Raw genomic sequence first — 24,463 nt, 5'->3', positions numbered from 1 at the left:
AGCTGCGGGGGCGGCTTTGTGTGGAACCCGAGGAATTCATGACACAGGATACTGCAAGTCAGGCGGCGGCCAGGGCCACCACCGAGAAACGTGACTGGCTGGGCGTGGGCGCCGTGATGGTGGGCATCTTCCTGCTGGTGACGGCCGAGCAGCTGCCCATCGGGCTGCTGTCCCAGGTCGCCGATTCGCTGGCAGTCACGCCGGGCATCGCCGGCCTGCTGATCACGGTGCCCGGCGTCGTGGCGGCCTTCTCGGCCCCCTTGTTGCCGGTTGCAGTCGGGCGCCTGAATCGGCGCTGGCTGCTCACCGGGTTGATGGCCCTGATGACGCTGGCCAGTCTGCTGGGGGCACTGGCGGATGATTTCATCACCCTGCTGGCGACCCGAGTGCTGGTCGGCATCTGCATCGGCGGCTTCTGGGCGATTGCCGGGGGGCTGGCCTCGCGTCTGGTTGCCCTGCCGCAGGTGCCGCGTGCCATGTCGATGATCTTCAGTGGGGTGGCCGGGGCCGCGGTGCTGGGTGTACCGGCGGGGACCTGGCTGGGCGAGCATACCGACTGGCGCATTGCCTTCGGCTCACTGGCGGGGCTGAGCCTGCTGGTGACCCTGGCGTTGTGGCAGTTGCTGCCCAGCCTGCCGGCACGCGAGCCGGTGCGTCTGTCGAATCTGGCCGATCAGTTTGCCAGTCGCGGCGTGCGGGTCGGCGTCGCGGTCACGACGCTGATCGTGATCGGCCATTTCTCCGCCTACACCTTCATCAGCCCGATTCTGCAGGACATCGCCGGTATTCCGTTGTCCAGCATCAGTGTCCTGCTGCTGTGTTACGGCGCGGCGGGGTTGCTGGGCAACTTCTTTGCCGGCAGTGCCGCCGGCCGTCGGCCTTATGCCACGGTGCTGACCATTCCGCTGTTGCTGGCCACGGCGACGCTGGCGTTTCCCCTGCTGGGGCATCAGCCGCCGCTGGCGATCGGTTTGCTGATGCTGTGGGGCGCGGTGTTCGGCAGCATCTCGGTCAGCCTGCAGACCTGGATTCTCAAGAGCGCCCGGAACACCGAGGCCGCCACCGCCCTGATGGCCTTCGTGTTCAACCTGTCGATCGGCATCGGCGCCATGGCCGGGGGGCAGGTGGTCGATGCCACCGGCCTGAGCGGTGTCCTGTTGTGCTCGGGCGCACTGTTCGTCGTGGCGGCGGTATTGGTGGCAGGTACGCCATCGCGGGTGGTCGGGCCCAGCCGCGATTGACGGCAATGCAACGACAAGGCCCCCGTCAAACGGGGGCCTGTCGAGGGTGACGATGGGTCGGGTAGGGCGGTCAGCGAGCCATCAGCGCTCGATGGCCAGTGCCACGCCCTGACCCCCGCCGATGCACAGCGTCGCCAGTCCCTTGCGCGCATCGCGGGCGATCATCTCGTGCACCAGGGTGACCAGAATGCGACAGCCGGAGGCGCCGATCGGGTGGCCCAGGGCAATGGCGCCGCCGTTGACGTTGACCTTGTCGGTGTCCCAGCCGAGTTCCTTGTTGACCGAGAGCGCCTGGGCGGCGAAGGCTTCATTGGCCTCGATCAGATCGAGGTCAGCGAGGCTCCAGCCGGCCTTGTCCAGGCAGCGGCGGGTGGCCGGGGCCGGGCCGATGCCCATGATGGACGGGTCGACGCCGGCATTGGAGTAGGCCTTGATGCGAGCCAGCGGCTCCAGGCCCAGGGCCTCGGCCTTTTCCGCGGAGCACAGCATGACCACGGCGGCGCCGTCATTGAGCGCCGAGGCATTGCCGGCCGTGACGCTGCCGTCCTTCTTGAAGGCCGGGCGCATGCTGCCCAGCTTCTCGGCGGTCACCTCGCGAGGATTCTCGTCGGTGTCGAAGTGGAGCGGGTCGCCCTTGCGCTGCGGAATGTCGATGCCGGCGATCTGGCCCTTGAAGCGGCCTTCGCGGATGGCGGCGGCGGCCTTCTGCTGGGAGGCGGCGGCGAACTCGTCCATGGCCTCGCGGGTGATGCTGTACTTTTCCGCCAGATTCTCGGCGGTGATGCCCATGTGGTAGTTGTTGAAGGCGTCCCACAGGCCGTCGTGAACCATGGAATCGATGGCCTTCCAGTCCCCCATGCGCTGGCCGGTGCGCGAGTTGGGCAGCACATGGGGAGAGAGCGACATGTTCTCCTGACCGCCGGCCAGGATCAGCTCGGCATCGCCGCAGCGGATGGCCTGGGTGGCCAGGTGCAGGGCCTTGAGCCCGGAGCCGCAGACCTTGTTGATGGTCATGGCGGGGACGGCCTCGGGCAGGCCGGCCTGAATGGCCGCCTGGCGAGCCGGGTTCTGCCCGGTGCCGGCCGTGAGGACCTGGCCGAGCAGCACCTCGTCGACCTGGTCGCCGGCAACACCGGTGCCACCAAGGATATCCTTGATGACATGGGCACCGAGTTCACTGGCGGGAATGCCGGCAAGAGAGCCGCCGAAGGCGCCGACAGCGGTACGGCGTGCAGCAACGATCACCACTTCTGACATGGTCAAGACTCCTGAAATGAGCGGACGTACGCCTTTCCAGCATAGGCGACCATTGTGCGCTGCGACAATGCCCGGTGCGCCGAAAGCCCCCTGAACTTATGTCGCATGGCGGCTGACGGCAGCATCATGCCGTGCCCGACTCAGGCCAGCTGGACGGGAATCGCGTTGCTGGTGTGGCTGACCGCGTTGCCATCCTGCAGGTAGACCAGGGCCGGCTGATGGGTGTCCAGCTCGGCATCGGTGTACATGGCGTAGCTGCAGATGATGACCCGCTGGCCGGCACTGGCCAGATGGGCGGCGGCGCCGTTGACCGAGATGATGCCGGAGCCTGCCTCGGCGCGGATGGCATAGGTGGTGAAACGCTGGCCGTTCTCGACGTTGTAGATCTGGATCTGTTCGTTGTCGCGGATGCCTGCCATGTCGAGCAGCTCGCCATCGATGGCGCAGGAACCTTCATAGTTGAGAACGGCGTGGGTCACGCGGGCCATGTGCAGCTTGGCCTTGAGCATATGGGTGAGCATCGCGGGCTCCTCTTATGGGTGAGTCAGGGCATGAGGGTGGTCAGGGCGGTGAAGCGGCCGAGGGCAGCCTCAGGGTCAGGTTGTCGATCAGTCGGGTGCTGCCGAGCCAGGCCGCGGCGAGCAGCACGGCGTCGCCTGTCGAGGCATCGGGCTCGCCCAGGTCGGCGGCGCGCAGCTCCAGGTAGTCGGGCTCGAAGCCGGCCGCGCGCAGTCGCTGCCGGCCCTGGTCGAGGGTCGGCGCGATGGCGGCGCCGTTTTCCAGGGCTTCGCGCAGCTCGCCCAGCGTCTGTTGCAGCCGGGCCGCCGTGCGGCGCTGGTCGGCATTCAGGTAGCCGTTGCGTGACGACAGCGCCAGGCCATCCGCGTCGCGCACGATGGGCACGCCGATGATCTCGATGGGCAGGTGCAGGTCGTCGACCAGGCGGCGAATCACCGCCAGCTGCTGATAGTCCTTCTCGCCGAAGCAGGCCAGATCGGGCTGCACCAGATGGAACAGCATGGTGACCACGGTGGCCACGCCATCGAAATGACCGGGACGCGAGCCGCCGCACAAGCCCTGCGAGACATCGGGCACGCTGACCCGGGTCTGGGCTGCCCCGCCGCGCGGATAGAGGGTGGCTTCGTCGGGCGCGAACACCAGGTCGCAGCCGGCCTCGGCGAGCTGGCGGCGGTCGGCCTCGAAGGTTCGCGGGTAGGCATCCAGATCCTCGCCCGGTCCGAACTGGGTCGGGTTGACGAAGATGCTGGCTACCACGATGTCGGCGCGCCGCCGCGCCTCGGCGACCAGGGCCAGATGGCCGTCATGCAGATTGCCCATGGTGGGCACCAGGCCGATGCTGCGGCCGGCACGACGGTGCGCGTCGAGTGTATCTCGCAAGGCGCGGATCTGCTGCAGGCATTGCATCAGAAGCAGTGCTCCTCGGCGGGAAATTGACGTGTCTTGACGGCGTCATGGTAGCGCTTGAAGGCGTCCTGGATGTCGTCGGCCTCGGCCATGAAGTTCTTGACGAAGCGCGGGCCGCGCCCCGCTGTCACGCCCAGCACATCGTGCATGACGAGGATCTGGCCATCGGTGTCCGGGCCGGCGCCGATACCGATTACCGGCACCTCGAGCGCCTCGCTGACGGCACGTCCCAGGCTGGCCGGCACGCATTCGAGGAGGATCACCGAGGCGCCGGCCTCGACCAGGGCGCGGGCCTCCTCGAGTATACGCGAGGCCTCCTCGCTGTCCCGGCCCTGCACCTTGTAGCCGCCCAGCTGGTGAACGGCCTGGGGCGTCAGGCCCAGGTGGGCGCAGACCGGCACGCCGCGGCGCACCAGCTCGCGCACGCCCTCGGCCATCCAGGCTTCGCCTTCGACCTTGATCATCTCGGCGCCGGCGCGCATCAGTTCGCCGGCGTCCTCGAGCAGGCGCTGGGTGGAGGCATTGCTCATGAAGGGCAGATCGACCATCAGCAGGCTTCTGCCCTTGTGTCGTGCCACACAGCGGGTGTGGTAGGCAATGTCCGCCAGGGTGACCGGCAGGGTGCTGGCATGGCCCTGCAGCACCATGCCCAGGGAGTCGCCCACCAGCAGCACTTCGATGCCGGCGGCATCGGCAGCGTGCGCGAAGGTGGCATCATAGGCGGTCAGGCAGCTGAAGGCTTCACCGGCGCGCTTGTGGGCCTGCAGCGTGCTCAGGGTGATGGGTTTCATGGCGTGCTCTCGTTATGTCGTCGACCGGTCGGCAATGGGCCGCGGCCCTCGGGTAACATGAGATTGTTACTCGAATTCGTCCAGGGTGTCGATAGGTAACATTGGTGAGGCGTCAGCGGGATTCGGGTAACACTGCAGCGGACATGCGGCGCGGCGGCGTCGCCTCGGGTAACTGCTCCACCAGGGCGGCAATGGTCTGACCGTCGGGCAGCGACAGCGTGGGGGCCGCTTCCAGCAGTGGCACCAGTACGAAGGCCCGCCGCGTCATCTCCGCATGGGGGAGCGTCAGGCGTGGCGCTTCAAGCTGTCGCGCATCGAAGAGCAACAGGTCGAGGTCCAGGGTGCGGGGGCCCCAGCGGCGCTCGCGCACTCGGCCATGGCGCTGTTCGAGGGCCTGCAGTTGATCGAGCAGGGCCAGCGGCGAGAGCCGGGTCTCCAGCTGGGCGACGGCGTTGATGAAGTCCGGCTGATCCGCCGGGCCCACCGGGCGCGTGGCATACAGTGAAGAGGCCGTGCGACGACGGGTCAGGGGCAGTCCGTCGAGTTCGTGCAGGGCCCGGGCGACATGTCCTGCCGGGTCATTCAGGTTACTGCCGAGTCCGATCCAGGCGAGGCTCATGAGTCCGACGGCGTGTTCTGGGGCTTGCGCCGACGACGCCGGCGACGCTTGCGTGGCGCGGGGGAGCCGGCCGGGTCGGCATCGACCTTGCCGAGCAGGCGGCGCTGTTCGTGCTCATCGGCCTTCTGGAAGGCGCTCCACCAGTCGCCGAGACCCGGTTCGATCTCGCCGGCGGCCTCGCGCAGCAGCAGGAAGTCGAAGGCGGCCCGGAAGCGCGGGTGCTCGCGTGTCTGGAAGGCGCGCTTGCCGCGCCGCTTGGGCAGGCGTTGCTGGAGATCCCAGATATCCCGCATGGGCAGGCTGAAGCGCTTGGGGATGGCGACATGCTGCAGCTGCCGCGAGACCACGCGCTGCGAGGCGGCCTGCAGGGCCGGGATCGGCGCCATGCCTTCCTGCTCGTGGGCACGCTGGCGAAGCTGGACCGGGCCCCAGAGCAGGGCGGCGAACAGGAAGGCCGGGGTGACCGGCCGGTCCTGTTGCACGCGCTCATCGGTGCTGGCCAGCGCCCTTTCGATCACGGCGTCGGCCCAGGGCAGCTCGTCGAAGGCCTCGTCGGTTTCCGGGAACAGCATGGGGAAGAGGCCGTAGTCACGCAGCAGGTGATAGGTCTCGACGCCGTAGCCGTTCATGAACAGCTTGAGGACTTCGTCGAACAGGCGTGCCGGTGGCACCTGCAACAGCAGGGGCGCCAGCTCCTCGAGCGGTGCCTCGGTCTCGGCGTCGAGCTGGAAGTCCAGCTTGGCGGCGAAACGAATGGCGCGCAGCATGCGCACCGGGTCCTCGCGGTAACGGGTCGCCGGGTCGCCGATCAGCCGCAGGGTGCGCGATTCGATATCACGCACGCCATCGGCGAAGTCATGGATCGAGAAGTCGGCGATGTTGTAGTAGAGGGCATTGATCGAAAAGTCGCGACGCAGTGCGTCCTCTTCGATATTGCCCCAGACATTGTCGCGCAGCAGCATGCCGTCATCGGACTGATGCGCCACGTTCTGGCCGTCATCCTCACTCGGTTTGCCGCGAAAGGTGGTGACCTCGATGACCTCACGGCCGAAGCGGACGTGAACGATGCGGAAACGCCGACCGATGAGGCGCGAGTTGCGGAACAGGTCGCGCACCTCTTCCGGCGTGGCGTCGGTTGCCACGTCGAAGTCCTTGGGCTGGCGCCCGAGCAGGGCATCGCGAATGCAGCCGCCGACCAGGAAGGCCTCGAACCCGGCATTGTGCAGGCGATACAGAACCTTGAGCGCCGAGTCACTGAAAAGCTGGCGCGAGACAGGGTGATCTTCGCGGGGGATGATGCGCAGCACTGGGCCTCCGGCCGGCGCATCCTGAGTGCCGAACAGCGACTTGAGGTGCTGGCCCGGGCTCTGCAGAAAGCGGGTAAAACCTTTGATCATGCGGTGTTGTCGACTCGCGGGAGTTCGAAAAGAGGATCGAAATGAAACCATGAAAGTCGTCGAGTGTAGCGGACACCCGCGGCCTTGCAAAGCATGGTGCACCAGGGAGCGAAGACGTCGCCCTGCATGAGGACTCGCAGGCAGGTGGCGCGAGGCGGTCGGGCGCGACGATGGCGGGCAGGGAGCGTCGGGTCAGGCTGCCAATAGAAAGGGGAGGCCAGTGGCCTCCCCGGAATGTTGCAGATGGCAGCTCGTGAGCTGCTGTTCTTCTTCGTGATGGCACATCGCCTTGAATACGCACCACAGTCACCAAGGAGTCTCAGGCAAGCATGTTGTTGTCCTTGTGCTGCTCCTGGCAGCGACCGCCTCGTATTCAAAACAATAATCCAACCACGACGGCATGCCTGGCATACCTCCTCCCGATGGCTTGTTGTTGTTACCGGGAGTGCACCTCGGCGACCCTTGTTGTTGTTGGCGGTCGGTAATGGGTGCGTCGCGTCATTTTCCGGTTCTCGAGGATATTGTCGTTGTTGGCCTCGAACAGAGCTCATGCATGCCGTGCTGTTGTTGTTGGTCGGCATGGGGCTCCAGTGTCTCGACCCGGGGACTTGTTGTTGTCGGGTCGGATCCTGTCACCTTGCGAGCCGTTGTTATTGTTGGCGGCCGTGGTGACATCCGGATTGTTTTTCTTGCCTATTTAATTGCAGAGCTCGTGCCAGAATGATGAAAGCTGTTTATAAACAGTGTCTTATGGTTTTTCATCGATTTGTCATGGGGCTCCGGTAAGGGCTGTGTTACCCGCACTGCCCCGTGGTGGCGCATGCGCTGTGTGGGAAGGTAACAATCTGGTGCGCGCTACGGGGTGCCGGACAGAGAAAGGGAGGCAGGGGGTCTCTCACACTTTGGTCGCAGGCCGGCCGCGCCGGTGGGGCATGCGGGTCAGCCGGTGTGGCGGCGTGGCCCCTTCTTGCGGGGAATGCCCAGTTTCTGGCGCCGCTCCCACAGGCATTTGCGGCTGATGCCCAGCTTGTGGGCCAGCTCGGTTTCGCTCATCTGGTCCTGATGCTCGAGCACGAAGTGCTGGAAGTAATCCTCGAGGGAGAGGTCCTCGGCGTCGTCGCTGGTCGGCGCGGGGTCCGGGCCGTCGTCGAGCGGGGTGACATTGTGGGCCTCGGTACGCGTGGTGGCTGACGGCACAGGTCCGCCGAGGCCCAGGTCATCCGGGTGAATCAGATGGCTCTCGGCGAGGATGACGCCGCGCTCCAGGGCATTTTCCAGCTCGCGAACATTGCCCGGCCAGGGAGCGTCGCGTATCACGCGCCGGGCAGCCCGGGAGAGGCGCAGGCCCTCGCGCTGGTGGCGCCGGCACGCCTTGTCGAGGAGGGTGTCGGCGATCTCGAGGATATCGTCCTCGCGGTCCCGCAGGGGCGGCAGATCGATCTGCATGACGTTGAGCCGGTAATACAGGTCGAGACGGAATTCTCCGGTCCGCGACAGCGCATGCAGGTCGCGGTGCGTGGCGGCGATCAGGCGCACATCGACGTGACGCGTCTCCACCGAGCCGATCTTGCGGATCTCGCCCTCCTGCAGCACGCGCAACAGACGCGCCTGGGCATCCGTCGGCAGCTCGCCGATCTCGTCGAGAAACAGGGTGCCGTTGTCGGCGGCTTCGACCAGGCCGGTGCGGGCGCTGTTGGCCCCGGTGAAGGCGCCCTTCTCGTGACCGAAGAGCTCGGACTCGATCAGCGTCTCGGGGATGGCGGCGCAGTTGACGCAGATCAGCGGGGCGGCGGCGCGCCGGCTCTGCTGGTGCAGGGCGCGGGCGACCAGTTCCTTGCCGGTGCCCGATTCGCCCTGGATGAGCACGGTGACATCCGCGGGCGCGGTCTTGCGGATGCGTGTGTAGACGGCCTGCATGGCCGGGCAGCGCCCTATCATGGGTTGCGCCTGGCCGACCGGGTCGGTGACGTCGGGCGGCTCGGTGCGGCGGCTGGCCTGCTGGTGCAGGATGCGCGAGACCGTCTCGAGCAGCTCGTCATGATCGAAGGGCTTGGCCACATAGTCGACGGCGCCGAGCTTGAGCGCCTCGACGGCTGATCGCATGCTGGCATAGCTGGTCATGATCAGCACCGGCACCGGGTCCGCCAGCCGAATGAGGTCGGTCCCCGGCTCGCCGGGCAGGCGCAGGTCGGCGATGACCAGATCCTGGCCCTGGGGCTCGAGCGCACGGGCCTCGTCGATGGAGGCCGCCTCGCTGACATGATGGTCATGCCGCTCCAACAGCCGCCTCAGGGCGCTGCGAATGATGGCTTCGTCTTCAACGATCAGAATCCGGCTCATGGGGGCCTTCGTCACCTTCTCGGTACAGGGGCAGCCACAGATGGATGCGAGTGCCGCCGGCATGTCCCGCGGGCGGCGACTCGATGTCGATATGCCCATCATGCTCGGCGATGATGCTGTAGACCAGCGGCAGACCGAGCCCGGTTCCTTCGCCTGCGGGTTTGGTGGTCGTGAAGGGCTCGAAGAGGTGGTCGCGCACCTCCGGGTCGATGCCGCGGCCTTCGTCGGTGATGCTCAGGTGCAGGTAGGCTGCCTGGGGCACGGCCTCGATGATGACCTGGGCACCGGCCTCGCTGGCGTCCCGGGCATTGCCCAACAGGTTGAGCATCACCTGCTGCAGGCGCTGTGCGTCGCCCATCACGACCTGATCGGCCGCACAGCGATTGATGTAGTGTATATCGTCCCCCGAGCGGGCGAGTCGAATCAAGTGCAGGGCCTCCTCGGTCACCTCCTGCATGCGGGTGGCAGTAAAGCCGGCCCCGGTGACATGCCGGCCGCCATGGGCGAAGCCCACCAGTGAACCGACGATCTGCGAGACACGATCGGTGAGGCCCTGAATCTGGTCGGCGGTTTCGCGCAGTGCCGGGTCCTCGGTGTCGTAGCGCAGGTTCTGGGCCAGCGAGGAAATGCCGGTGATCGGGTTGCCGATCTCGTGGGCCACGCCGGTGGCCAGCTGGCCGATGGAGGCCAGGCGTGCGGCATGAATCAGCTCGTCCTCGAGCCATTTCATTTCGCTGTGATCCTCGACCAGGATGACATGACCGCCATCCTCGCCCTGTTCGCCCTGCAGGCCGGCGCGGTGCAGGGTCAGGAAGCGTTCGCCGTGTGCCAGGCTGACCGGCTGCTTGTAGAGCCGCTCCTGGGGCGCCGCGAGAATCTGCCCCAGCAGGGTGTTCCAGGGGGCCGGCAGGGTCTCGCGGTGCGCGCCGAGCACGGCCTCGCCGGAGATGCCCGACAGCTCGGCCAGGGCATCATTCCACATCAGCAGTTCACCGTCCTCGCCGAAGGCGCACAGGCCGATGGGCAGGCGGGTGAGCGTCCGCCGATGGTAGCGCCGCAGGCTGTCGAGTTCGCGTGCCAGGCCGGTGAGGCGCGAGCGATAGGCTTCGAGCCGGTTCTCGACGAAGTGGATGTCCTCGCTGGCGACCGGGCCGTCATGCTGATAGGGCAGGCAGCGGTCGACGATGTCCTGGGCCACCGAAGGGCCCATCAGGCCGGAAAGATTGGCCTGAATACGGTCCCGCAGGCGGCGCAGGGCGTAGGGCCGAGCGTCCAGGGGCGACATCTCGAGAGCCGTCAGGGCCCTCTCGACTTCCCGGCCGGCGACATCGGCGCCCAGTACCCCGGCCAGCTGCTGCTTGAACTCGGCGCCGTTGGCGGCGGCCAGCGGCAGGCGCATGGGACGCACCACGGCGTCCACGGAGCAGGCCTCGGCGGCGGCACGTTCGCCGGTCGAGGTCTGCGTGGCCAGGGAGACCAGGATGAAGGTCAGGATATTGGCCGCCAGCGCGACCAGGGTGACGCTGTACCAGTCGGGCTCGCCGGCCAGCACATCGAGGCCTGGCGGCAGCAGGACCAGGCCGGGATAGGGCGTCAGCAATGGCACCCACAGGCCCGCCAGCCAGATCACCACGCCCACGCTGAGCCCGCTGACCATGCCCTTGCGATTGGCACCCGGCCAGTAGAGCAGCGCCAGCATGCCCGGCAGGCACTGGGCCACGCCGACGAAGGAAGCCAGGCCCAGGGCGGAGAGGTCGTGATGCACGCCGACCAGTCGATAGAACAGCCAGCCGGCCAGGATGACCGCGGCGATCAAGCCGCGCCGCAGCCAGCGCAGCCAGCGATAGAGGTCGGGCTGAGCGATCGGCGGGTGGGCCACCAGCACCATATGGTTCAGCATCATGCCCGACAGCGCCAGCGAGATGATGATCATGGTCCCGCTGGCGGCGGCCAGGCCGGCGATGAAGGCCAGGCCGTCGACCCACCAGGACGTGGACAGGCCGAAGGCCAGGTAAGCCGCCCCGGCGCCCACTTCGTCGACGCCCAGGCGCTGGCTGGCCCACAGGATCAAGGGAATCGGCAGGGCCATCAGCAGCAGAAACAGCGGCAGTGCCCAGCTGGACTGCAGGAGCGTGCGCCGGTCCAGCGTCTCGGCGAAGGTGATGTGGAACATGTGCGGCATCAAAAAGGCCGCGGCGAAGAACAGCAGCAGCAGGGTGCGCCACTGTCCGGGGTCGAGCTGGGCGATGCGTGTCTGGCTGACGTGGCCGGCGCCATCGAGCCAGCTCTGCAGGTCCGCGGGACCGTTGAAGACACCGAACAGGGCCACCCCGCCGAGCACCAGCATGGCGGCCAGCTTGACCAGCGACTCCAGGGCAATGGCCGCGAGCAGGCCTTCATGGCGGGCATGCTGGTGCGTGTGACGCGCCCCGAACAGCATGGCGAACAAGGCGATCAACAGGCTGAAGCCCAGCGCCAGCAGTGCCGGGGAGGCGCTGCCGCTGAGGCGGTGGATGGCCTGGCCCATGGTCTGTATCTGCAACGCCAGCAAGGGCAGCACGGCCAGCAGGCTGACCACTGTCATCAGGGTGCCGACCCAGCGCGAACGGAAGCGAAAGGCGAACAGATCGGCCAGCGAGGCCAGCTGGTGCGTACGTGTCATGCGCTGGATGGGGACCAGCAGCACCGGGGCCAGCAGGAAGGCGCCGGCAACGCCGAGGTAATAGGCCAGATAGCCGAAGCCATAGCGGCTGGCGAACTCGAGGCTGCCGTAGACGGCCCAGGCGCTGGCGTAGACGCCCAGGGCCAGGATATAGACCGCCGGATGGCGGACCAGCCGCCTGGGCAGCCAGCCGCGATCGACGGCCGTGGCGCTGAGAAAGAGCAGTGACAGGTAACCGATGCCGAGCATCAGCAGCCCGGGGAGGTTCAGGCTCATGGCAGTCATTACCCCCTAGCGCCGCTCGTCCAGCTTGCGTTTCTGCTCCAGCCACAGCGTCAGGGCGATCAGCCCGGCCCAGATCAGGAAGGGGCGGTACCAGGACGCCTCGGGCGACGCCCAGCCGCTCATCAGCAGGGGGGACAGCAGGTAGCCACCAAAGACCAGGAATAGCATGATTCGGTAGACGTACATGTCACTCCCTAAGGAAACGCTGATTTATTGCTGTGCTCGATATCTTGGCTGCCGGCGGTACTCGTGCGCGAGCCCGGTCAATATCCTCATTTACTCACGTGTAAACTCCGGTATTGACTCGAAGCCTATGGCTTCTCGCCCCTGCGGGGCCGTCCTGTGGACGTTCTCTCCGCTGCGCTTCGAGTGTCGCTCCGGCGGCCGCCAACCTATCATCGCTCGCGACATAAATCAGCGTTCCCTAAAAGCTGCTGTGCCTGGGTTCACGCCGCTCCGCCGTGGCCTGCAGGGAGCGCGGCGACCAGTGCGCGATGGCCCAGTCGAGCTGGATGTGCACCGGCTCGCTGGCCAGGGATGCCGGGGGCGCCTGGTCCAGCGCGACCAGCGCGCGATGCAGCAGGGGGCGGGCCGCGTCGGGCGTTTCGGGCAGGGCCGGGGCCAGGTTCTGCTTCGACAGCTTCTGCCCGTTGTCGGCGAGAATCAATGGCAGATGCAGGTAGCGAGGCGTCGGCAGGTCCAGAGCATGCTGCAGTTGACGCTGCCAGGGGGTGTTGTCGAGGAGGTCGGCGCCGCGCACGATGTCGCTGATGCCCTGGTCGGCATCATCCACCACGACCGCCAGCTGGTAGGCCCAGAGGCCGTCCTTGCGCTTGAGCACCACATCGCCCATGGCGGTCGGCGTGAACTGCTGATGACCGAACAGGCGGTCCTGCCAGCTGACCGGGGTCGGGCCGAGGTCGGTACGCAGCCGCCAGGCGAGGGGGCTGTCGGGTTCCCGTGGGCCGTCACGGCACCAGCCCGGATAGGTCGAGTGGTCCCGCCACTGCTTGCGCGAACAACTGCAGGGGTAGGCCAGCCCCAGTGCCGCGAGACGCTCGAGCGCCTGCTGGTAGGCCGCATCGCGATCATGCTGCCAGAGCACCGGGCCGTCCCAGTGCAGGCCGAAGGCCTCGAGCTGGCGCTGAATGGTCGCCGCGGCACCGGCCGGGCAACGCGGCGGGTCGATATCCTCGATACGCAGCAGCCACTGCCCCTGTTGATGCCGGGCATCCAGATAGCTGGCCAGGGCCGCGATCAGCGAGCCGAAATGCAAGGGGCCAGAAGGGGTGGGGGCGAAGCGGCCGCGGTAGGCGCGCATGCACGACTCCGGGACGTGGCGGCGAGCCTTGTGCGCGTGTCACCGGCGACAAGGCTTGCAGGAAACCGGGGCGCCGGGCAGCGTGCCCGGCGCGACGCATCGGGGTGGCTCAGCCGCCGAGCTGCTTTTCCTTGAGCTCGGCCAGCGTCTTGCAGTCGACGCACAGGGTAGCGGTGGGTCGTGCCTCGAGACGACGGATGCCGATCTCGACACCACAGGCCTCGCAGAAGCCGTAGTCGTCCTCGTCGATCTTGTCGATGGTCTCGTTGATCTTCTTCAGCAGCTTGCGCTCGCGGTCACGGGTGCGCAGCTCCAGGCTGAAGCCTTCCTCCTGCGTCGCCCGGTCGGCCGGGTCCGCGTAGTTGTTGGCCTCTTCCTGCAGGTGGCGCACCGTGCGGTCGACTTCCTCCATCAGCTCCTGCTTCCAGCCCTGAAGGATCTGGCGGAAATGCGCGAGCTGCTTGTCGTTCATGTACTCTTCATCCGCCGCAGGCTCGTACGGGGTGAATTTCCGGGGCGCTTCCATTTTCTGTTCGGCTACTGGCATGGGACTGCCTCGCTACTTGAGTGACTGCTGATCAATACCTGCCATGCTGATGCGGGAACACTGCGTCGAAGCCGTGCGCGGCGCGCTGCCGGCCTGTGCCGGCGTGTCAGAGAGCGCCGCCATGTCGTGCTCTCCCGGTGTCGTGCGCCACGCCTGATCCGTCAGGCGACTCTTCCAGCGCTCCCTAAGGTATCTCACGCCAAAGGGATGCTTGTTTAGCGAAAAATTGGCGGTTTTGCAAGGCTATTGTGTAAAGGACTGTTGTCAGAAGGCCGGCCGATCCGGCGACTGCGTCCTCGAGCCAAACGTCGTAACATGCCGAGCAGTATCCTGACGAGTCCCACAGGGTGGTTTGCGAGACCGACAAGAGGAGAACAGGATGAGCTGGAGCTCGCGGCTGAAGGGCATTGCGCCCTTCCGGGTGATGAATCTGCTGGAAACGGCCCAGGCCCGGGAAGCGGCCGGCCATGACGTGATTCATCTGGAAATCGGCGAGCCGGATTTTCCGACCCCGCCGCCGGTGCTGGAAGCGGGCCAGGCGGCGCTCGCCCATGGGCGGACGCGCTATACGCCGGCTGGCGGACTGCCGGCACTGCGCGAGGCGATTGCGGCTCACTATGCCGAGCACTTCGGCGCGTCGGTGGCGCCGGAACGCATCCTGGTCACGCCCGGGGCCTCGGGGGCCTTGCTGCTGGCCAGCCAGTTGCTGGTGGAGTCCGGTGACCGGGTGCTGATGGCCGACCCGACCTATCCCTGCAACCGCCACTTCATGTCGCTGGCCGGGGCGGAGGTGGATGCCGTGCCGGTGGACGAGCGTAGTGGCTGGCAGCTGGATGCATCGCTTGTCGCCCGCCACTGGCAGCCTCGGACACGGCTGGCCATGCTGGCCTCGCCCTCCAATCCGACCGGCCATATGCTGGGCCTCGATGCATTGCGCGAGCTGGCCGCCAGCGTGGCCGAGCGCGGCGGTCACCTGCTGGTGGACGAGATCTACCAGGGCCTGACCTACGATATACCTCCGGTCTCGGCCTCCGCGGTGAGTTCGGACGCCTTTGTGGTCAACAGCTTCTCCAAGTACTTCGGCATGACCGGCTGGCGGCTGGGCTGGCTGGTGGCGCCCGAGGATGCCGTCGAGCCTCTGTCGCGGCTGGCGCAGAACATCTTTCTGGCGGCCTCGACACCGGCCCAGTATGCCGCCCTGGCGGCCTTCCGGCCCGACTGCCGGGAGATACTCGAGGGCCGCCGTCGCGAGCTCGAGACGCGCCGTGATGCCCTGCTGAAGGGACTGGCCGCCCTGGGGCTGGCGCCGTCGCTGCCGCCCCAGGGGGCGTTCTATCTGTGGCTGGACATCTCGCGCTACAGCCAGGACAGCGAAGCCTTCTGCCTGAGCTTGCTCGAGGAAGAAAACGTGGCCATCACGCCGGGGACGGACTTTGCCGTGCAGGGCGGCGAGCGCCATGTGCGGATCGCCTTCACCACTGACGTGGCACGGCTGGAAGAGGCCGTGGCGCGCCTCGGGCGCTTTCTACAACGCCGCCAAGGGATGGCCTGATGCGTTATCCGAGCCTGGTGGGCGGTACCCTGCGGCGGCGCTACAAGCGCTTTCTGGCCGATGTACAGCTGGACGATGGCCGCGAGGTGGTGGCGCACTGCCCCAATACCGGCTCGATGCGTGCGGTCAATGTGCCGGGCTGTCGGGTCTGGCTGGCGCCCAGCGACAACCCGCAACGCAAGCTGGCCTGGACCTGGGAGCTGATCGAACTGCCCGAGCCGGAGGGCGGCGTGGCACTGGCCTCGGTGCATACCGGACGCACCAACCGCATCGTCGCGGAAGCTCTGCAGGCGCAACGCATCGCGGCGCTGGCCGGCGCCGGGAGCTGGCAGGCCGAGGCCCGGGTCGAGGGGAGTCGCCTCGATTTCCGGCGCCCCGGCACCTCGGGTATCGACACCTTCGTGGAGGTCAAGCAGGTCACGCTGCGCGAGACGGATGGCTACGGCTACTTTCCCGATGCGGTGAGCGAGCGCGGCCGCCGGCACCTGGAGGCCCTGGCGTCGCTGGCGGCCCGTGGGCACCGCGCGGTGCTGCTGTTCTGCGTGGCCCATGAGGGCATCGCCGATGTCGCGCCGGCGGATCATCTGGACCCGGCCTATGGCGAGACCCTGCGCCGGGTCGCTGGACAGGGCGTCGAGGTGCTGGCGCATGGGGTCAGGGTGGCGCGGGGGGCCGCTGCTGTGCCCGAGGACATCAGCCTGGCGGCGGCACTGCCGGTGCGCCTGCACGGCGTCTGAGCGCCGCCGCGCCGATCGCGGCGCTTTGGCTCAGGCCGTCGCCCCCTGGCGGCGCCGCCGCGTGACCCGGAAGATGGCGATTTCGCCCAGCAGGTTGGGCCACAGCCGCGACGCCCAGTGGTCGCGATAATCCCCGGCGCCCACGGCGCGGTCGACGATGACCAGGTCCTTCTGACGGCACAGGTGCTCGAAGTCGTTGAAGGTCGAGAGGTGGATGTTGGGCGTGTCGTACCAGGCGTGCGGCAGCGACTTGGACACCGGCATGTAGCCGCGCATGCCGAGATGCACCCGGTGGCGCCAGTAGGCGAAGTTGGGAAAGGTGATGATGCATTCCTCGGCGACGCGCAGCATCTCGTCGAGCATCCGGTCCGGCCGCCGCAGGGCCTGCAGGGCCTGGGTCATGACGACCAGGTCGCAGGCATCATCCTCGAAGTTGGCCAGCCCCTCATCCAGGTTCTGCTCGATGACGTTGACGCCCCGGGCCAGGCAACGGGTGATGCCCTCGGGGTCGATCTCCAGGCCATAGCCGGTGACGTTCTTGTCGCGGGCCAGGGCATCCAGCAGTTCGCCATCGCCGCACCCCAGGTCGAGCAGGCGGGCTTTCTCTGGCACCCAGTCGTAGATCAGCTTCAGGTCGGTACGCATCACAAACGGCCCTCCAGTCCCTCGTCATCGGCCACGCGATCCATGAAGGCGGCGAATACCGCCTGGTAGCGGGGTTCGGGCAGCAGGAAGGCATCGTGACCATGGGACGATTCGATATTGGCATAGCTGACCGGCTTGCCGGCGCGAATCAGGGCGTCGACCAGTTCCCTGGAGCGCGAGGGCGTGAAGCGCCAGTCGCTGGTGAAGCTGACCACCAGGAAGGGGCAGCGCGCCGGGGCCAGGGCGGCGGCGAGGTCGCCGTCGTGGTTCGCGGCGGGGTCGAAGTAGTCCAGCGCCTTGGTCATCAGCAGGTAGGTATGCGCATCGAAGGACGAGGAAAAGGTGTCGCCCTGATAGCGCAGATAGGACTCTACCTGGAATTCCTCGCCATAGCCGAAGTTCAGGTCCTGGCTGCGCAGGTCGCGGCCGAACTTGTTGCCCATGGCGTCTTCCGACAGATAGGTGATGTGACCGATCATGCGCGCCAGCTTGAGCCCGCGACGCGGCAGGGTGTCATGGTCGGCATAGTGGCCGTCGAAGAAGTCCGGATCCGAGCGGATGGCCTGGCGCGCGACCTCGTTGAAGGCGATGTTCTGAGCCGACAGCTTGGGAGTCGCGGCGATGACGCCGGCATGAGCGATGCGCTCCGGGTAGCTGAGCGCCCACTGCAGTACCTGCATGCCGCCGAGGCTGCCGCCGATGATGGCGGCGAAGCGCTCGATGCCCAGGCGATCGGCCAGCCGTGCCTGGCTGTGCACCCAGTCGATCACCGTCACCATCGGGAAGTCCGGTCCCCAGGCTTCCCCGGTTGCGGGGTTGAGGCTGGTGGGGCCGGTGCTGCCGTGGCAGCCGCCCAGGTTGTTCAGCGACACCACGAAGAAGCGTTCGGTGTCGATGGACTTGCCGGGGCCGATATGCGCATCCCACCAGCCGGGCTTGCGATCCTCGCTGCTGTGATAGCCGGCGGCGTGGTGGTGCCCGGACAGGGCGTGACAGATCAGCACGGCGTTGCTGCGCTCGGCGTTGAGCGTGCCGTAGGTCTCGTAGACCAGGTCATAGGCCGGCAGCGTCTTGCCGCAGGCCAGCTCCAGGGGGTCGTCGAAGTGCGCCGTGATAGGCGTCACCAGGCCGACCGACTCACGAGGCATCTCGGTCATCGGGTGTGTCGTTTCCCTTATTCGCGTTTGTTGGCAGCGTGCCGATCGTCAAAGGCCGACCAGCACACCGACGACGCCGGCGGCGCGGATCAGTGAACCCACCACGATACCATCGATCAGGTTGATGGCGATGAACACCACGATCGGTGACAGATCGATCATGCCCAGTGGCGGAATGATACGCCGCACCGGCGCCATGATCGGCTCCACCAGCTGCATGATCAGCAGGGCGCCGGGGTGGCTGGCCTGGGGCGCGACCCAGCTGAGGATGATCATGGCGATCAGCGCGAAGAAATAGATCTTCAGGATGGCATTGGCCAGTGCCGCCACGGCGCCGATGGCCAGGCTGTCGATGGGCGCCATGCCGTAGCCGGCGATCTGCAGCACGACGATGATGGCGATCAGCTTGATGACCAGACCACTGGCCAGGGTGGCCAGGTCGAAGCGTCCCATCACCGGCCCCAAAAAGCTCTGGAAGGGGCGCACGGCTGGCTGGGTGATCTTGACCACCGACTGGCTGATGGGGTTGTAGTAGTCGGCCCGCGATGCCTGCAGCAGAAAGCGCAGCATCAGCAGGAACAGGTAGATGTTGACGACGGTGTTGACCAGCAAGAGGCCGGTATTTCCCAGTTGGCTGCCCATTGGGCTCCTCCATGGTAGAGCGGGTTTCAGCGCTTGCCGAGTTCGTCGGCCATTTCACTCGCGCGATCGGCGCAGGCGCGCATGGCCCCTTGCATGATGTCACGCAGGCCGGCGTTTTCCATGTGCTGGATGGCACGTTCGGTGGTGCCGCCCGGTGACATCACGTTGCGCTTGAGTTCGCCGGGCGTCTTGTCGCTGTCCATGGCCATGCTGGCGGCGCCATAGGCGGTCTGCATCGCCAGACGACGCGCCGTGTCGCCGGGCAGGCCGAGTTCGACGCCGGCCTGCTCCATGGCCTCGAACATCAGGAAGAAGTAGGCCGGTGCGCTGCCGGACACGGCGGTCACGGCATCCAGCAGTGATTCGTCGTCGACCCACTCGACCAGCCCCACGGCCTCGAGCAGCTCGGTAGCACTGCGCTTCTGGTCGTCGCTGACACGGGCATTGGCGTACAGGCCGGCCGCGCCGGCGCCCACCAGCGAAGGCGTGTTGGGCATGCAGCGGACCACCGGCAGTTCCCCGCCGAGCCAGTGCTCGAGGGTGTCGGCCGGCAGGCCTGCGGCCACGGAGAGGATCAGCGGCTTGCGGGCCTGGATGGCATCCTGCATGCCGGCGCAGACGTCCTGCATGATCTGCGGCTTGACGGCCAGCACGACCACGTCGGCCTCGGCCACGGCGGCGGCGTTGTCGGTGGCGGTATGGATGCCCAGGCGTTCGCGCAGCGGGGCCAGCACGCTGTCATCCGGCGAGGTGGCGGTAATCGCCTGACGCGCAAAGCCGCTGTCGATCATGCCGCCGATGATGGCGCCGGCCATGTTGCCGGCCCCGATGAAAGTCACTCGAGTTGTCATGCTGGTGTCCTGTGTCTGTCGGTGAGTCGCTCGGCGCCGGGTCGGCGCGGCAATGTCAGCTGTAATGGCGTGTGCCGAAGATGGCGGTACCCAGTCTTACCAGGGTAGCGCCTTCCATCACGGCGGCTTCCATGTCGTTGCTCATGCCCATGGAGAGCGTATCCAGTGGTGCCTCGGGCAGGTGTTCGCGCAAGGCGTCGAGCGCCTCGCGTAGCTGCCGGAAAGGACGGCGCTGTGCGTCCGGGTCGTCGTACTGGGCCGGAATGGCCATCAACCCCCGCAGTTGCAGGTTCGGCAGTGCCTGTACGCAGGCCGCCAGGGCGGGCAGCTCGTCGAGCGTCACGCCGGACTTGCTGGCCTCGTTGCTGATGTTGACCTGGAGGCAGACGTTCAGTGGCGGCAGCGTCGCGGGCCGCTGTGCATCCAGGCGTCGGGCCAGGCGTTCACGGTCTATGCTGTGTACCCAGGAAAAGTGTTCGGCGACGCTGCGGCTCTTGTTGGTCTGCAGCGGGCCGATGAAGTGCCAGACGATATCGCTCAGGTCGTCGAGTTCGGCCTGCTTGTCCAGGGCTTCCTGGACATAGTTTTCGCCGAACTCGCGCAGCCCCAGGCCCCAGGCCTCGCGAATCATGGCGGCGGGCTTGGTCTTGCTGACGGCCAGCAGCCGCGCCTCGCCCTCGGGGCGCCGAGCGGCCTGCAGGGCGGCAGCGAGGCGGGCGCGGGCGGCGTCCAGTGACTCGGAAAGTGCTGGGTCTGTCATGTCGTGTGGCCCGTCATGCAACAGGAACCTCTGGCGAGGGAGCGAGGGAATCGCATGGATATTACCGAATTGCTGGCATCCTCGGCAAAGCACGGCGCCTCGGATCTGCATCTTTCGGCGCAAACGGTGCCGATGGTGCGTGTTGACGGGGCTCTGCAACCTCTGGGGAGTGAGCCCCTCGACGATGCGGATTTGCGCCGGGAGCTGCGCGGCCTGCTCGGCGAGTCGCACTGGGCGACGCTGGAGACCGAGGGGCAGGTCGATCTGGCGCTGGCCATGCCGGACGGGTCCCGTTTCCGCGGCAATGTCTTCGAGCATGGTCGCGGCATCGGGGCCGTGCTGCGCGCAATTCCGGTCGAGGTGCCGAGCCTCGAGGCACTCGGGCTGGCCGCGGAACTCGGCCAGCTGGCCCGGCTGCGGCAGGGCCTGGTGCTGGTGACCGGGCCGACCGGCTCGGGCAAGAGCACTACCCTGGCGGCGATCATCGATGCCATCAATGCGACGCGCCCCGAGCACATCCTGACCATCGAGGATCCGGTGGAATTCGTGCATCAGGGCAAGTGCGGCCTGGTCAGTCAGCGCGAGGTCGCGCGGGATACGCAGAGCTTTTCGGCTGCCCTGCGTGGCGCCCTGCGCGAGGATCCTGACGTGATCCTGGTCGGTGAAATGCGCGACCTGGAGACCATGCGGCTGGCGTTGACCGCGGCCGAGACCGGCCACCTGGTACTGGGAACCCTGCACACTCTCTCCGCGACCAAGACCATTGATCGTATCATCGATGCCTTCCCGGGGGCCGAGCAGCCGATGGTGCGCGCCATGCTGTCGGAATCCCTGCAGGCGGTGGTTTCCCAGGTGCTGCTCAAGTGCCGTACGGGCGGCCGTGTGGTCGCTCATGAGCGCATGCTGGCGACCCCGGCAGTGCGCAACCTGATTCGTGAGGACAAGGTGGCCCAGCTCTATTCGGTGTTGCAGACCGGGGCGGCCCAGGGCATGCAGACTCTCGATACGGCATTGAGCCGCCTGGTGAGTGCGGGCGTGGTCGACCCGGGCGAGGCGCAATCGCTGGCGCGTGCTGACCTGCCGGGCGTCGCGGCGCCCTGAGCTCAGGCGGCGTAGATGCCGCCCAGCACGCGTGGCCCGGTGGCGCCGGTGACCGAGGGCAGGTTGCCGGGCAGGCCTTCGAGTCGCCGCCAGGCCAGCCAGGCAAAGGCGCCGGCCTCCAGCCAGTCGGGTGGCCAGCCGGCCTCGCTGCTGTCGGTCACGCGGGCATCGGGCAGCTGGCGGGACAGCCTGGCCATCAGGTCGGGGTTGTGCGCCCCGCCGCCACAGGGCAGGAGCCGAGCAATGGCGGGCGCTTCCAGCTGTAGCCGGGCCATCTCGATGCCCTGGGCGATACTGCTGGCGGTCAGCTCGGCAAGCGTGGCCTGAACGTCGGCGGGGTGCTCGTCGCCGGTGAGCCGGGCGTGCAGCCAGTCGAGATGGAAGTACTCGCGGCCGGTGCTGCGCGGCGGCGCCTGGCGAAAGAAGGGATCATCCAGCAGGCGGGTGAGCAGGGCCTTGTCGACTTGGCCCGAGCCGGCCCAGGCGCCCTCGGCATCGAAGTGGCCGCCACGGTGCCGTGCATGCCAGGCATCCATCAGGGCATTGGCGGGGCCGGTATCGAAGCCCAGCGGGGCCCGAGGATCGTGGTCGGGTGGCAGGACCGTGATATTGGCGAAGCCGCCCAGGTTGAGAACCACGCGCCACTCGTCGGCAGCGCGGAACAGGGCCTGATGGAAGGCCGGTGCCAGGGGGGCCGCCTGGCCGCCGGCGGCCAGGTCGCGACGCCGGATGTCGGCAACCACCTGGCATCCGGTGAGCTCCGCGAGCAGGCTCGGATTGTCCAGCTGCAGGGTATAGGCGGGGCCGCCGTCATGCCCCGCCGGCGCGTGTTCCACGGTCTGGCCATGACTGCCGATGGCGGTGATCGCGCAGGCCTCCAGTTGCTGTTCGGCCAGGAGGTTTTGCACGGACCGGGCCTGCAGGTGGCTAAAGTCATGTTCGGCCCGGGCCAGGTCGGCGAAGCGCGCACTCTCGGCATGGCAGAGCTGCCATAGGCGGTCGCGCAACTCGGCGGGCATGGGCTCGGCGCGGGTCGCCAGCAGCCGTGCCGGGGCCTCCGCGCTCAGGTCGACCAGGGCGGCGTCGATGCCGTCGAGACTGGTGCCCGACATCAGGCCGATGAACAAGCTCATGGGAACTCCTGCCAATAGGCTCAACCGTTATCGAGCGACATGGTAGCATTGGTGAATCATCATCGCCGATCAAGGTCCCGGGTGGGCCATCTTGCCGAGTGGAGAGGAGAGAATGTCCGATGTCGCCGACGCGCTGGCGTTGCTCAAGCGCGGTACTCACGAAATCCTGCTGGAAGACGAGCTGGTCAAGAAGCTCGAGTCCGGTCGCACCCTGCGCATCAAGGCCGGGTTCGATCCCACGGCACCGGACCTGCACCTGGGGCACAGCGTCCTGCTGACCAAGATGCGTCAGTTCCAGGATCTGGGCCATGAGGTCATCTTCCTGATCGGTGACTTTACCGGTCGCATTGGCGACCCGACCGGCAAGAGCGTGACCCGCAAGCCACTCACGGAAGAAGAGGTGCGCGCCAACGCCGAGACCTACAAGGAACAGGTGTTCAAGGTGCTCGACCCGGCCAAGACCGAGGTGCGCTTCAATGCCGAGTGGTTCTCCTCCATGAGTGCCGCCGACATGATCGAGCTGGCCGCGCAGAGCACGGTGGCTCGCATGCTCGAGCGCGATGATTTCGAGAAGCGCTATCGTGGTGGTCAGGCGATCTCCATTCATGAGTTCCTGTATCCGCTCGTGCAGGGCTACGACTCGGTGGCACTGGAAGCCGACATCGAGCTCGGCGGTACCGACCAGAAGTTCAACCTGCTCATGGGCCGTGAAGTGCAGAAGCACTTCGACCAGGAGTCCCAGGTCGTCATCACCATGCCGCTGCTGGAAGGCCTGGACGGCGTTCAGAAGATGTCCAAGTCGCTGGATAACTATGTCGGTGTCGACGAATCGCCCGGGGCCATGTTCAACAAGCTGGTCTCCATGCCCGACAGCCTGATGTGGCGCTACTTCGAGTTGTTGTCGCTGAAGAACAATGACGAGATCGAGGATCTCCGCCAGCGTATCGAACGCGGTGACAATCCCCGCGATATCAAGATGGAGCTGGCGCGTGAGCTGATCGGGCGTTACCACGGCGCAGAAGCGGCGGCCAATGCGCACCGCAGTGCCGGCAACCAGCTGGCGGATGGCGAATTGCCGGAAGACCTGCCGGAAGTGGAGGTCGACTTCGAGGGTAGCGATCAGGCCCCGATCGGTGCCGTCCTCAACCGGGCCGGCCTGGTGAAGAACAGCGCCCAGGCCAAGGACATGTTGGGCAATGGCCGGGTGAAAGTCGACGGAGAGGCAGTCGCCCGTGATCACATGCTGGATACCGGCAAGAGTTATGTAATCCAGGCCGGCAAAAAACGCTATGCCAGGGTCCAGGTTTCCTGACCGGCGTGGCCAGGCAGTGCTGTTGAGAACGCCCGCCTCGTGCGGGCGTTCGCGTACTTGGCTCCTGGCACCCGGTTATCCACAGGTGGTCCGGCACATGAGGGCTGTGTATTATCCGCCAGGGCGCCGTGTCACGAGTCGGTAAAAATCCCTTCAAAAACTCCTTGCGTGAAGCCGACTGAGGCCATATAGTACGCATCCGCTGCCGGCGACGGGCCAACCTCGCCAGCGGTGAAAAGAGGTGGAATCCTCTGTTTTTCTTGGCGTTTTTCGGCATCACGACGAAAATCACCGATTGACAGAGCCGCGGATTTCGGTAGAATACGCACCACTTCTTGCAGGGCCCGCCAAGGGCTTGATCGGCAGCCGCCTTTGGAGGCTGCGTCGCTCGCTCGGCAACATCGAGCTTGACGCCAGGCGCCGATCCTGTAGAATACGTCTTCCTCGCCAGGCGCTGATGACCAGCAAGGCGAGGCGCTCTTTAACAATCGATCAGGTAATTCATGTGGGCGCTTGTCGGGATGTCGGTGACCAGTCACCGAAAATCAAGGCAAGCGACTCGTCAAAGGCTTTCGAGTCTTTTTGAGAACGTTTGAACCTTGAGCCAAGTTTGATCCGCTGTTGTTGCTTTCGAGTGACAAGCAAGGATCTCAATGATTGAAACTGAAGAGTTTGATCATGGCTCAGA

The 24,463-nt window shown here is 66.6% G+C and carries 23 protein-coding genes; 5 read left to right on the top strand and 18 right to left on the bottom strand.

Features of this window, described 5'->3' with window-relative positions:
* Positions 1-38 precede the first annotated feature (38 nt).
* On the top strand, positions 39-1,241 hold the full coding sequence (locus QWY79_RS01395; protein WP_435389746.1) for an MFS transporter: 1,203 nt from the start codon (positions 39-41) through the stop codon (positions 1,239-1,241).
* Between the two features lie 81 nt (positions 1,242-1,322).
* Here QWY79_RS01395 and QWY79_RS01390 read toward each other — a convergent pair whose 3' ends face one another.
* From QWY79_RS01390 to dksA, 11 genes are all read right to left on the bottom strand, one after another.
* Complete coding sequence (locus QWY79_RS01390) at positions 1,323-2,498, bottom strand: acetyl-CoA C-acetyltransferase (RefSeq protein WP_290269169.1); 1,176 nt, start codon at positions 2,496-2,498, stop codon at positions 1,323-1,325.
* A 140-nt stretch (positions 2,499-2,638) separates the two neighbouring features.
* The gene (gene panD / locus QWY79_RS01385) at positions 2,639-3,019 is read right to left on the bottom strand and encodes an aspartate 1-decarboxylase (protein WP_290269166.1); all 381 of its coding nucleotides are present in this window, start codon (positions 3,017-3,019) and stop codon (positions 2,639-2,641) included.
* 40 nt (positions 3,020-3,059) lie between these two features.
* The gene (panC, locus tag QWY79_RS01380) at positions 3,060-3,923 is read right to left on the bottom strand and encodes a pantoate--beta-alanine ligase (RefSeq protein WP_290269165.1); all 864 of its coding nucleotides are present in this window, start codon (positions 3,921-3,923) and stop codon (positions 3,060-3,062) included.
* The gene (panB, locus tag QWY79_RS01375; protein ID WP_290269162.1) at positions 3,923-4,714 is read right to left on the bottom strand and encodes a 3-methyl-2-oxobutanoate hydroxymethyltransferase; all 792 of its coding nucleotides are present in this window, start codon (positions 4,712-4,714) and stop codon (positions 3,923-3,925) included. The genes panC and panB overlap by 1 nt, the downstream gene beginning before the upstream one ends.
* 112 nt (positions 4,715-4,826) lie before the next feature.
* Positions 4,827-5,333, bottom strand: coding sequence for a 2-amino-4-hydroxy-6-hydroxymethyldihydropteridine diphosphokinase (folK, locus tag QWY79_RS01370; RefSeq protein ID WP_290269160.1), 507 nt, complete (start codon positions 5,331-5,333; stop codon positions 4,827-4,829).
* Positions 5,330-6,730, bottom strand: coding sequence for a polynucleotide adenylyltransferase PcnB (pcnB, locus tag QWY79_RS01365; RefSeq protein ID WP_290269158.1), 1,401 nt, complete (start codon positions 6,728-6,730; stop codon positions 5,330-5,332). The genes folK and pcnB overlap by 4 nt, the downstream gene beginning before the upstream one ends.
* 939 nt (positions 6,731-7,669) lie before the next feature.
* Entirely contained in the window at positions 7,670-9,070 is a 1,401-nt protein-coding gene (locus tag QWY79_RS01360; RefSeq protein WP_290269156.1) for a sigma-54-dependent transcriptional regulator, read from the bottom strand.
* Positions 9,048-12,008: an ATP-binding protein gene (locus QWY79_RS01355; protein WP_290269154.1), complete on the bottom strand. Its 2,961-nt coding sequence runs from the start codon at positions 12,006-12,008 to the stop codon at positions 9,048-9,050. The genes QWY79_RS01360 and QWY79_RS01355 overlap by 23 nt, the downstream gene beginning before the upstream one ends.
* Before the next feature lie 15 nt (positions 12,009-12,023).
* Positions 12,024-12,203 (bottom strand): hypothetical protein, encoded by a 180-nt coding sequence (locus QWY79_RS01350; RefSeq protein WP_141320458.1) that lies wholly within the window; start codon positions 12,201-12,203, stop codon positions 12,024-12,026.
* A gap of 238 nt (positions 12,204-12,441) precedes the next feature.
* On the bottom strand, positions 12,442-13,338 hold the full coding sequence (gene gluQRS / locus QWY79_RS01345) for a tRNA glutamyl-Q(34) synthetase GluQRS (protein ID WP_290269150.1): 897 nt from the start codon (positions 13,336-13,338) through the stop codon (positions 12,442-12,444).
* A gap of 109 nt (positions 13,339-13,447) precedes the next feature.
* On the bottom strand, positions 13,448-13,885 hold the full coding sequence (gene dksA / locus QWY79_RS01340) for an RNA polymerase-binding protein DksA (protein ID WP_141320454.1): 438 nt from the start codon (positions 13,883-13,885) through the stop codon (positions 13,448-13,450).
* 379 nt (positions 13,886-14,264) lie between these two features.
* Here dksA and QWY79_RS01335 point away from each other — a divergent pair, with 379 nt between their 5' ends.
* Both QWY79_RS01335 and sfsA read left to right on the top strand, forming a co-directional pair.
* Positions 14,265-15,437 carry a pyridoxal phosphate-dependent aminotransferase gene (locus tag QWY79_RS01335; protein WP_290269146.1) on the top strand — a complete coding sequence of 391 codons (1,173 nt, stop codon included), beginning with the start codon at positions 14,265-14,267 and terminating at the stop codon, positions 15,435-15,437.
* On the top strand, positions 15,437-16,174 hold the full coding sequence (sfsA, locus tag QWY79_RS01330; RefSeq protein WP_290269145.1) for a DNA/RNA nuclease SfsA: 738 nt from the start codon (positions 15,437-15,439) through the stop codon (positions 16,172-16,174). The genes QWY79_RS01335 and sfsA overlap by 1 nt, the downstream gene beginning before the upstream one ends.
* Positions 16,175-16,204: 30 nt before the next feature.
* Here the strand turns inward: sfsA and metW are convergent, their stop codons facing one another.
* The 5 genes from metW to QWY79_RS01305 are packed head-to-tail and all read right to left on the bottom strand — an operon-like array spanning position 16,205 to position 20,229.
* A complete protein-coding gene (metW, locus tag QWY79_RS01325; protein WP_290269143.1) occupies positions 16,205-16,819 on the bottom strand; it encodes a methionine biosynthesis protein MetW in 615 nt (204 codons plus the stop codon).
* Positions 16,819-17,976, bottom strand: coding sequence for a homoserine O-succinyltransferase MetX (gene metX, locus QWY79_RS01320; RefSeq protein WP_290269140.1), 1,158 nt, complete (start codon positions 17,974-17,976; stop codon positions 16,819-16,821). The genes metW and metX overlap by 1 nt, the downstream gene beginning before the upstream one ends.
* A gap of 48 nt (positions 17,977-18,024) precedes the next feature.
* Positions 18,025-18,618, bottom strand: coding sequence for a YggT family protein (locus QWY79_RS01315; protein WP_290269139.1), 594 nt, complete (start codon positions 18,616-18,618; stop codon positions 18,025-18,027).
* Positions 18,619-18,644: 26 nt separating this feature from the next.
* Positions 18,645-19,469, bottom strand: coding sequence for a pyrroline-5-carboxylate reductase (proC, locus tag QWY79_RS01310; RefSeq protein ID WP_290269137.1), 825 nt, complete (start codon positions 19,467-19,469; stop codon positions 18,645-18,647).
* Positions 19,470-19,524: 55 nt separating this feature from the next.
* Entirely contained in the window at positions 19,525-20,229 is a 705-nt protein-coding gene (locus tag QWY79_RS01305) for a YggS family pyridoxal phosphate-dependent enzyme (RefSeq protein ID WP_290269135.1), read from the bottom strand.
* 54 nt (positions 20,230-20,283) lie between these two features.
* On the opposite strand from QWY79_RS01305, the gene QWY79_RS01300 reads away from it, so the two are divergent.
* Positions 20,284-21,330 (top strand): type IV pilus twitching motility protein PilT, encoded by a 1,047-nt coding sequence (locus QWY79_RS01300; RefSeq protein WP_290269133.1) that lies wholly within the window; start codon positions 20,284-20,286, stop codon positions 21,328-21,330.
* Between the two features lie 2 nt (positions 21,331-21,332).
* Here QWY79_RS01300 and QWY79_RS01295 read toward each other — a convergent pair whose 3' ends face one another.
* Entirely contained in the window at positions 21,333-22,463 is a 1,131-nt protein-coding gene (locus QWY79_RS01295) for an anhydro-N-acetylmuramic acid kinase (RefSeq protein WP_290269131.1), read from the bottom strand.
* A 112-nt stretch (positions 22,464-22,575) separates the two neighbouring features.
* On the opposite strand from QWY79_RS01295, the gene tyrS reads away from it, so the two are divergent.
* A complete protein-coding gene (tyrS, locus tag QWY79_RS01290) occupies positions 22,576-23,775 on the top strand; it encodes a tyrosine--tRNA ligase (protein ID WP_290269129.1) in 1,200 nt (399 codons plus the stop codon).
* 501 nt (positions 23,776-24,276) lie between these two features.
* On the opposite strand, the gene QWY79_RS01285 is transcribed toward tyrS, so the two are convergent.
* The coding region (locus QWY79_RS01285) for a hypothetical protein (protein WP_290269127.1) at positions 24,277-24,463 on the bottom strand (187 nt) is incomplete at its 5' end.

It is taken from the genome of Halomonas sabkhae (assembly GCF_030409265.1).
In the GTDB taxonomy this organism is placed as follows: domain Bacteria; phylum Pseudomonadota; class Gammaproteobacteria; order Pseudomonadales; family Halomonadaceae; genus Halomonas; species Halomonas halmophila.
Note: the sequence above shows the minus strand (reverse complement) of the source record. Positions and strands in the feature narration are given on the sequence as shown.

Coding starts and splice junctions, on each gene's coding strand:
- metW (WP_290269143.1), bottom strand. CDS start 16,819: ATGCGTACCGACCTGAAGCTGATCTACGACTGGGTGCCAGAGAAAGCC.
- QWY79_RS01350 (WP_141320458.1), bottom strand. CDS start 12,203: ATGTACGTCTACCGAATCATGCTATTCCTGGTCTTTGGTGGCTACCTG.
- sfsA (WP_290269145.1), top strand. CDS start 15,437: ATGCGTTATCCGAGCCTGGTGGGCGGTACCCTGCGGCGGCGCTACAAG.
- QWY79_RS01360 (WP_290269156.1), bottom strand. CDS start 9,070: ATGAGCCGGATTCTGATCGTTGAAGACGAAGCCATCATTCGCAGCGCC.
- gluQRS (WP_290269150.1), bottom strand. CDS start 13,338: ATGCGCGCCTACCGCGGCCGCTTCGCCCCCACCCCTTCTGGCCCCTTG.
- panC (WP_290269165.1), bottom strand. CDS start 3,923: ATGCAATGCCTGCAGCAGATCCGCGCCTTGCGAGATACACTCGACGCG.
- pcnB (WP_290269158.1), bottom strand. CDS start 6,730: ATGATCAAAGGTTTTACCCGCTTTCTGCAGAGCCCGGGCCAGCACCTC.
- panB (WP_290269162.1), bottom strand. CDS start 4,714: ATGAAACCCATCACCCTGAGCACGCTGCAGGCCCACAAGCGCGCCGGT.
- QWY79_RS01335 (WP_290269146.1), top strand. CDS start 14,265: ATGAGCTGGAGCTCGCGGCTGAAGGGCATTGCGCCCTTCCGGGTGATG.
- metX (WP_290269140.1), bottom strand. CDS start 17,976: ATGACCGAGATGCCTCGTGAGTCGGTCGGCCTGGTGACGCCTATCACG.
- QWY79_RS01305 (WP_290269135.1), bottom strand. CDS start 20,229: ATGACAGACCCAGCACTTTCCGAGTCACTGGACGCCGCCCGCGCCCGC.
- proC (WP_290269137.1), bottom strand. CDS start 19,469: ATGACAACTCGAGTGACTTTCATCGGGGCCGGCAACATGGCCGGCGCC.
- QWY79_RS01355 (WP_290269154.1), bottom strand. CDS start 12,008: ATGAGCCTGAACCTCCCCGGGCTGCTGATGCTCGGCATCGGTTACCTG.
- QWY79_RS01295 (WP_290269131.1), bottom strand. CDS start 22,463: ATGAGCTTGTTCATCGGCCTGATGTCGGGCACCAGTCTCGACGGCATC.
- QWY79_RS01300 (WP_290269133.1), top strand. CDS start 20,284: ATGGATATTACCGAATTGCTGGCATCCTCGGCAAAGCACGGCGCCTCG.
- dksA (WP_141320454.1), bottom strand. CDS start 13,885: ATGCCAGTAGCCGAACAGAAAATGGAAGCGCCCCGGAAATTCACCCCG.
- QWY79_RS01395 (WP_435389746.1), top strand. CDS start 39: ATGACACAGGATACTGCAAGTCAGGCGGCGGCCAGGGCCACCACCGAG.
- tyrS (WP_290269129.1), top strand. CDS start 22,576: ATGTCCGATGTCGCCGACGCGCTGGCGTTGCTCAAGCGCGGTACTCAC.
- QWY79_RS01315 (WP_290269139.1), bottom strand. CDS start 18,618: ATGGGCAGCCAACTGGGAAATACCGGCCTCTTGCTGGTCAACACCGTC.
- panD (WP_290269166.1), bottom strand. CDS start 3,019: ATGCTCACCCATATGCTCAAGGCCAAGCTGCACATGGCCCGCGTGACC.
- QWY79_RS01390 (WP_290269169.1), bottom strand. CDS start 2,498: ATGTCAGAAGTGGTGATCGTTGCTGCACGCCGTACCGCTGTCGGCGCC.
- folK (WP_290269160.1), bottom strand. CDS start 5,333: ATGAGCCTCGCCTGGATCGGACTCGGCAGTAACCTGAATGACCCGGCA.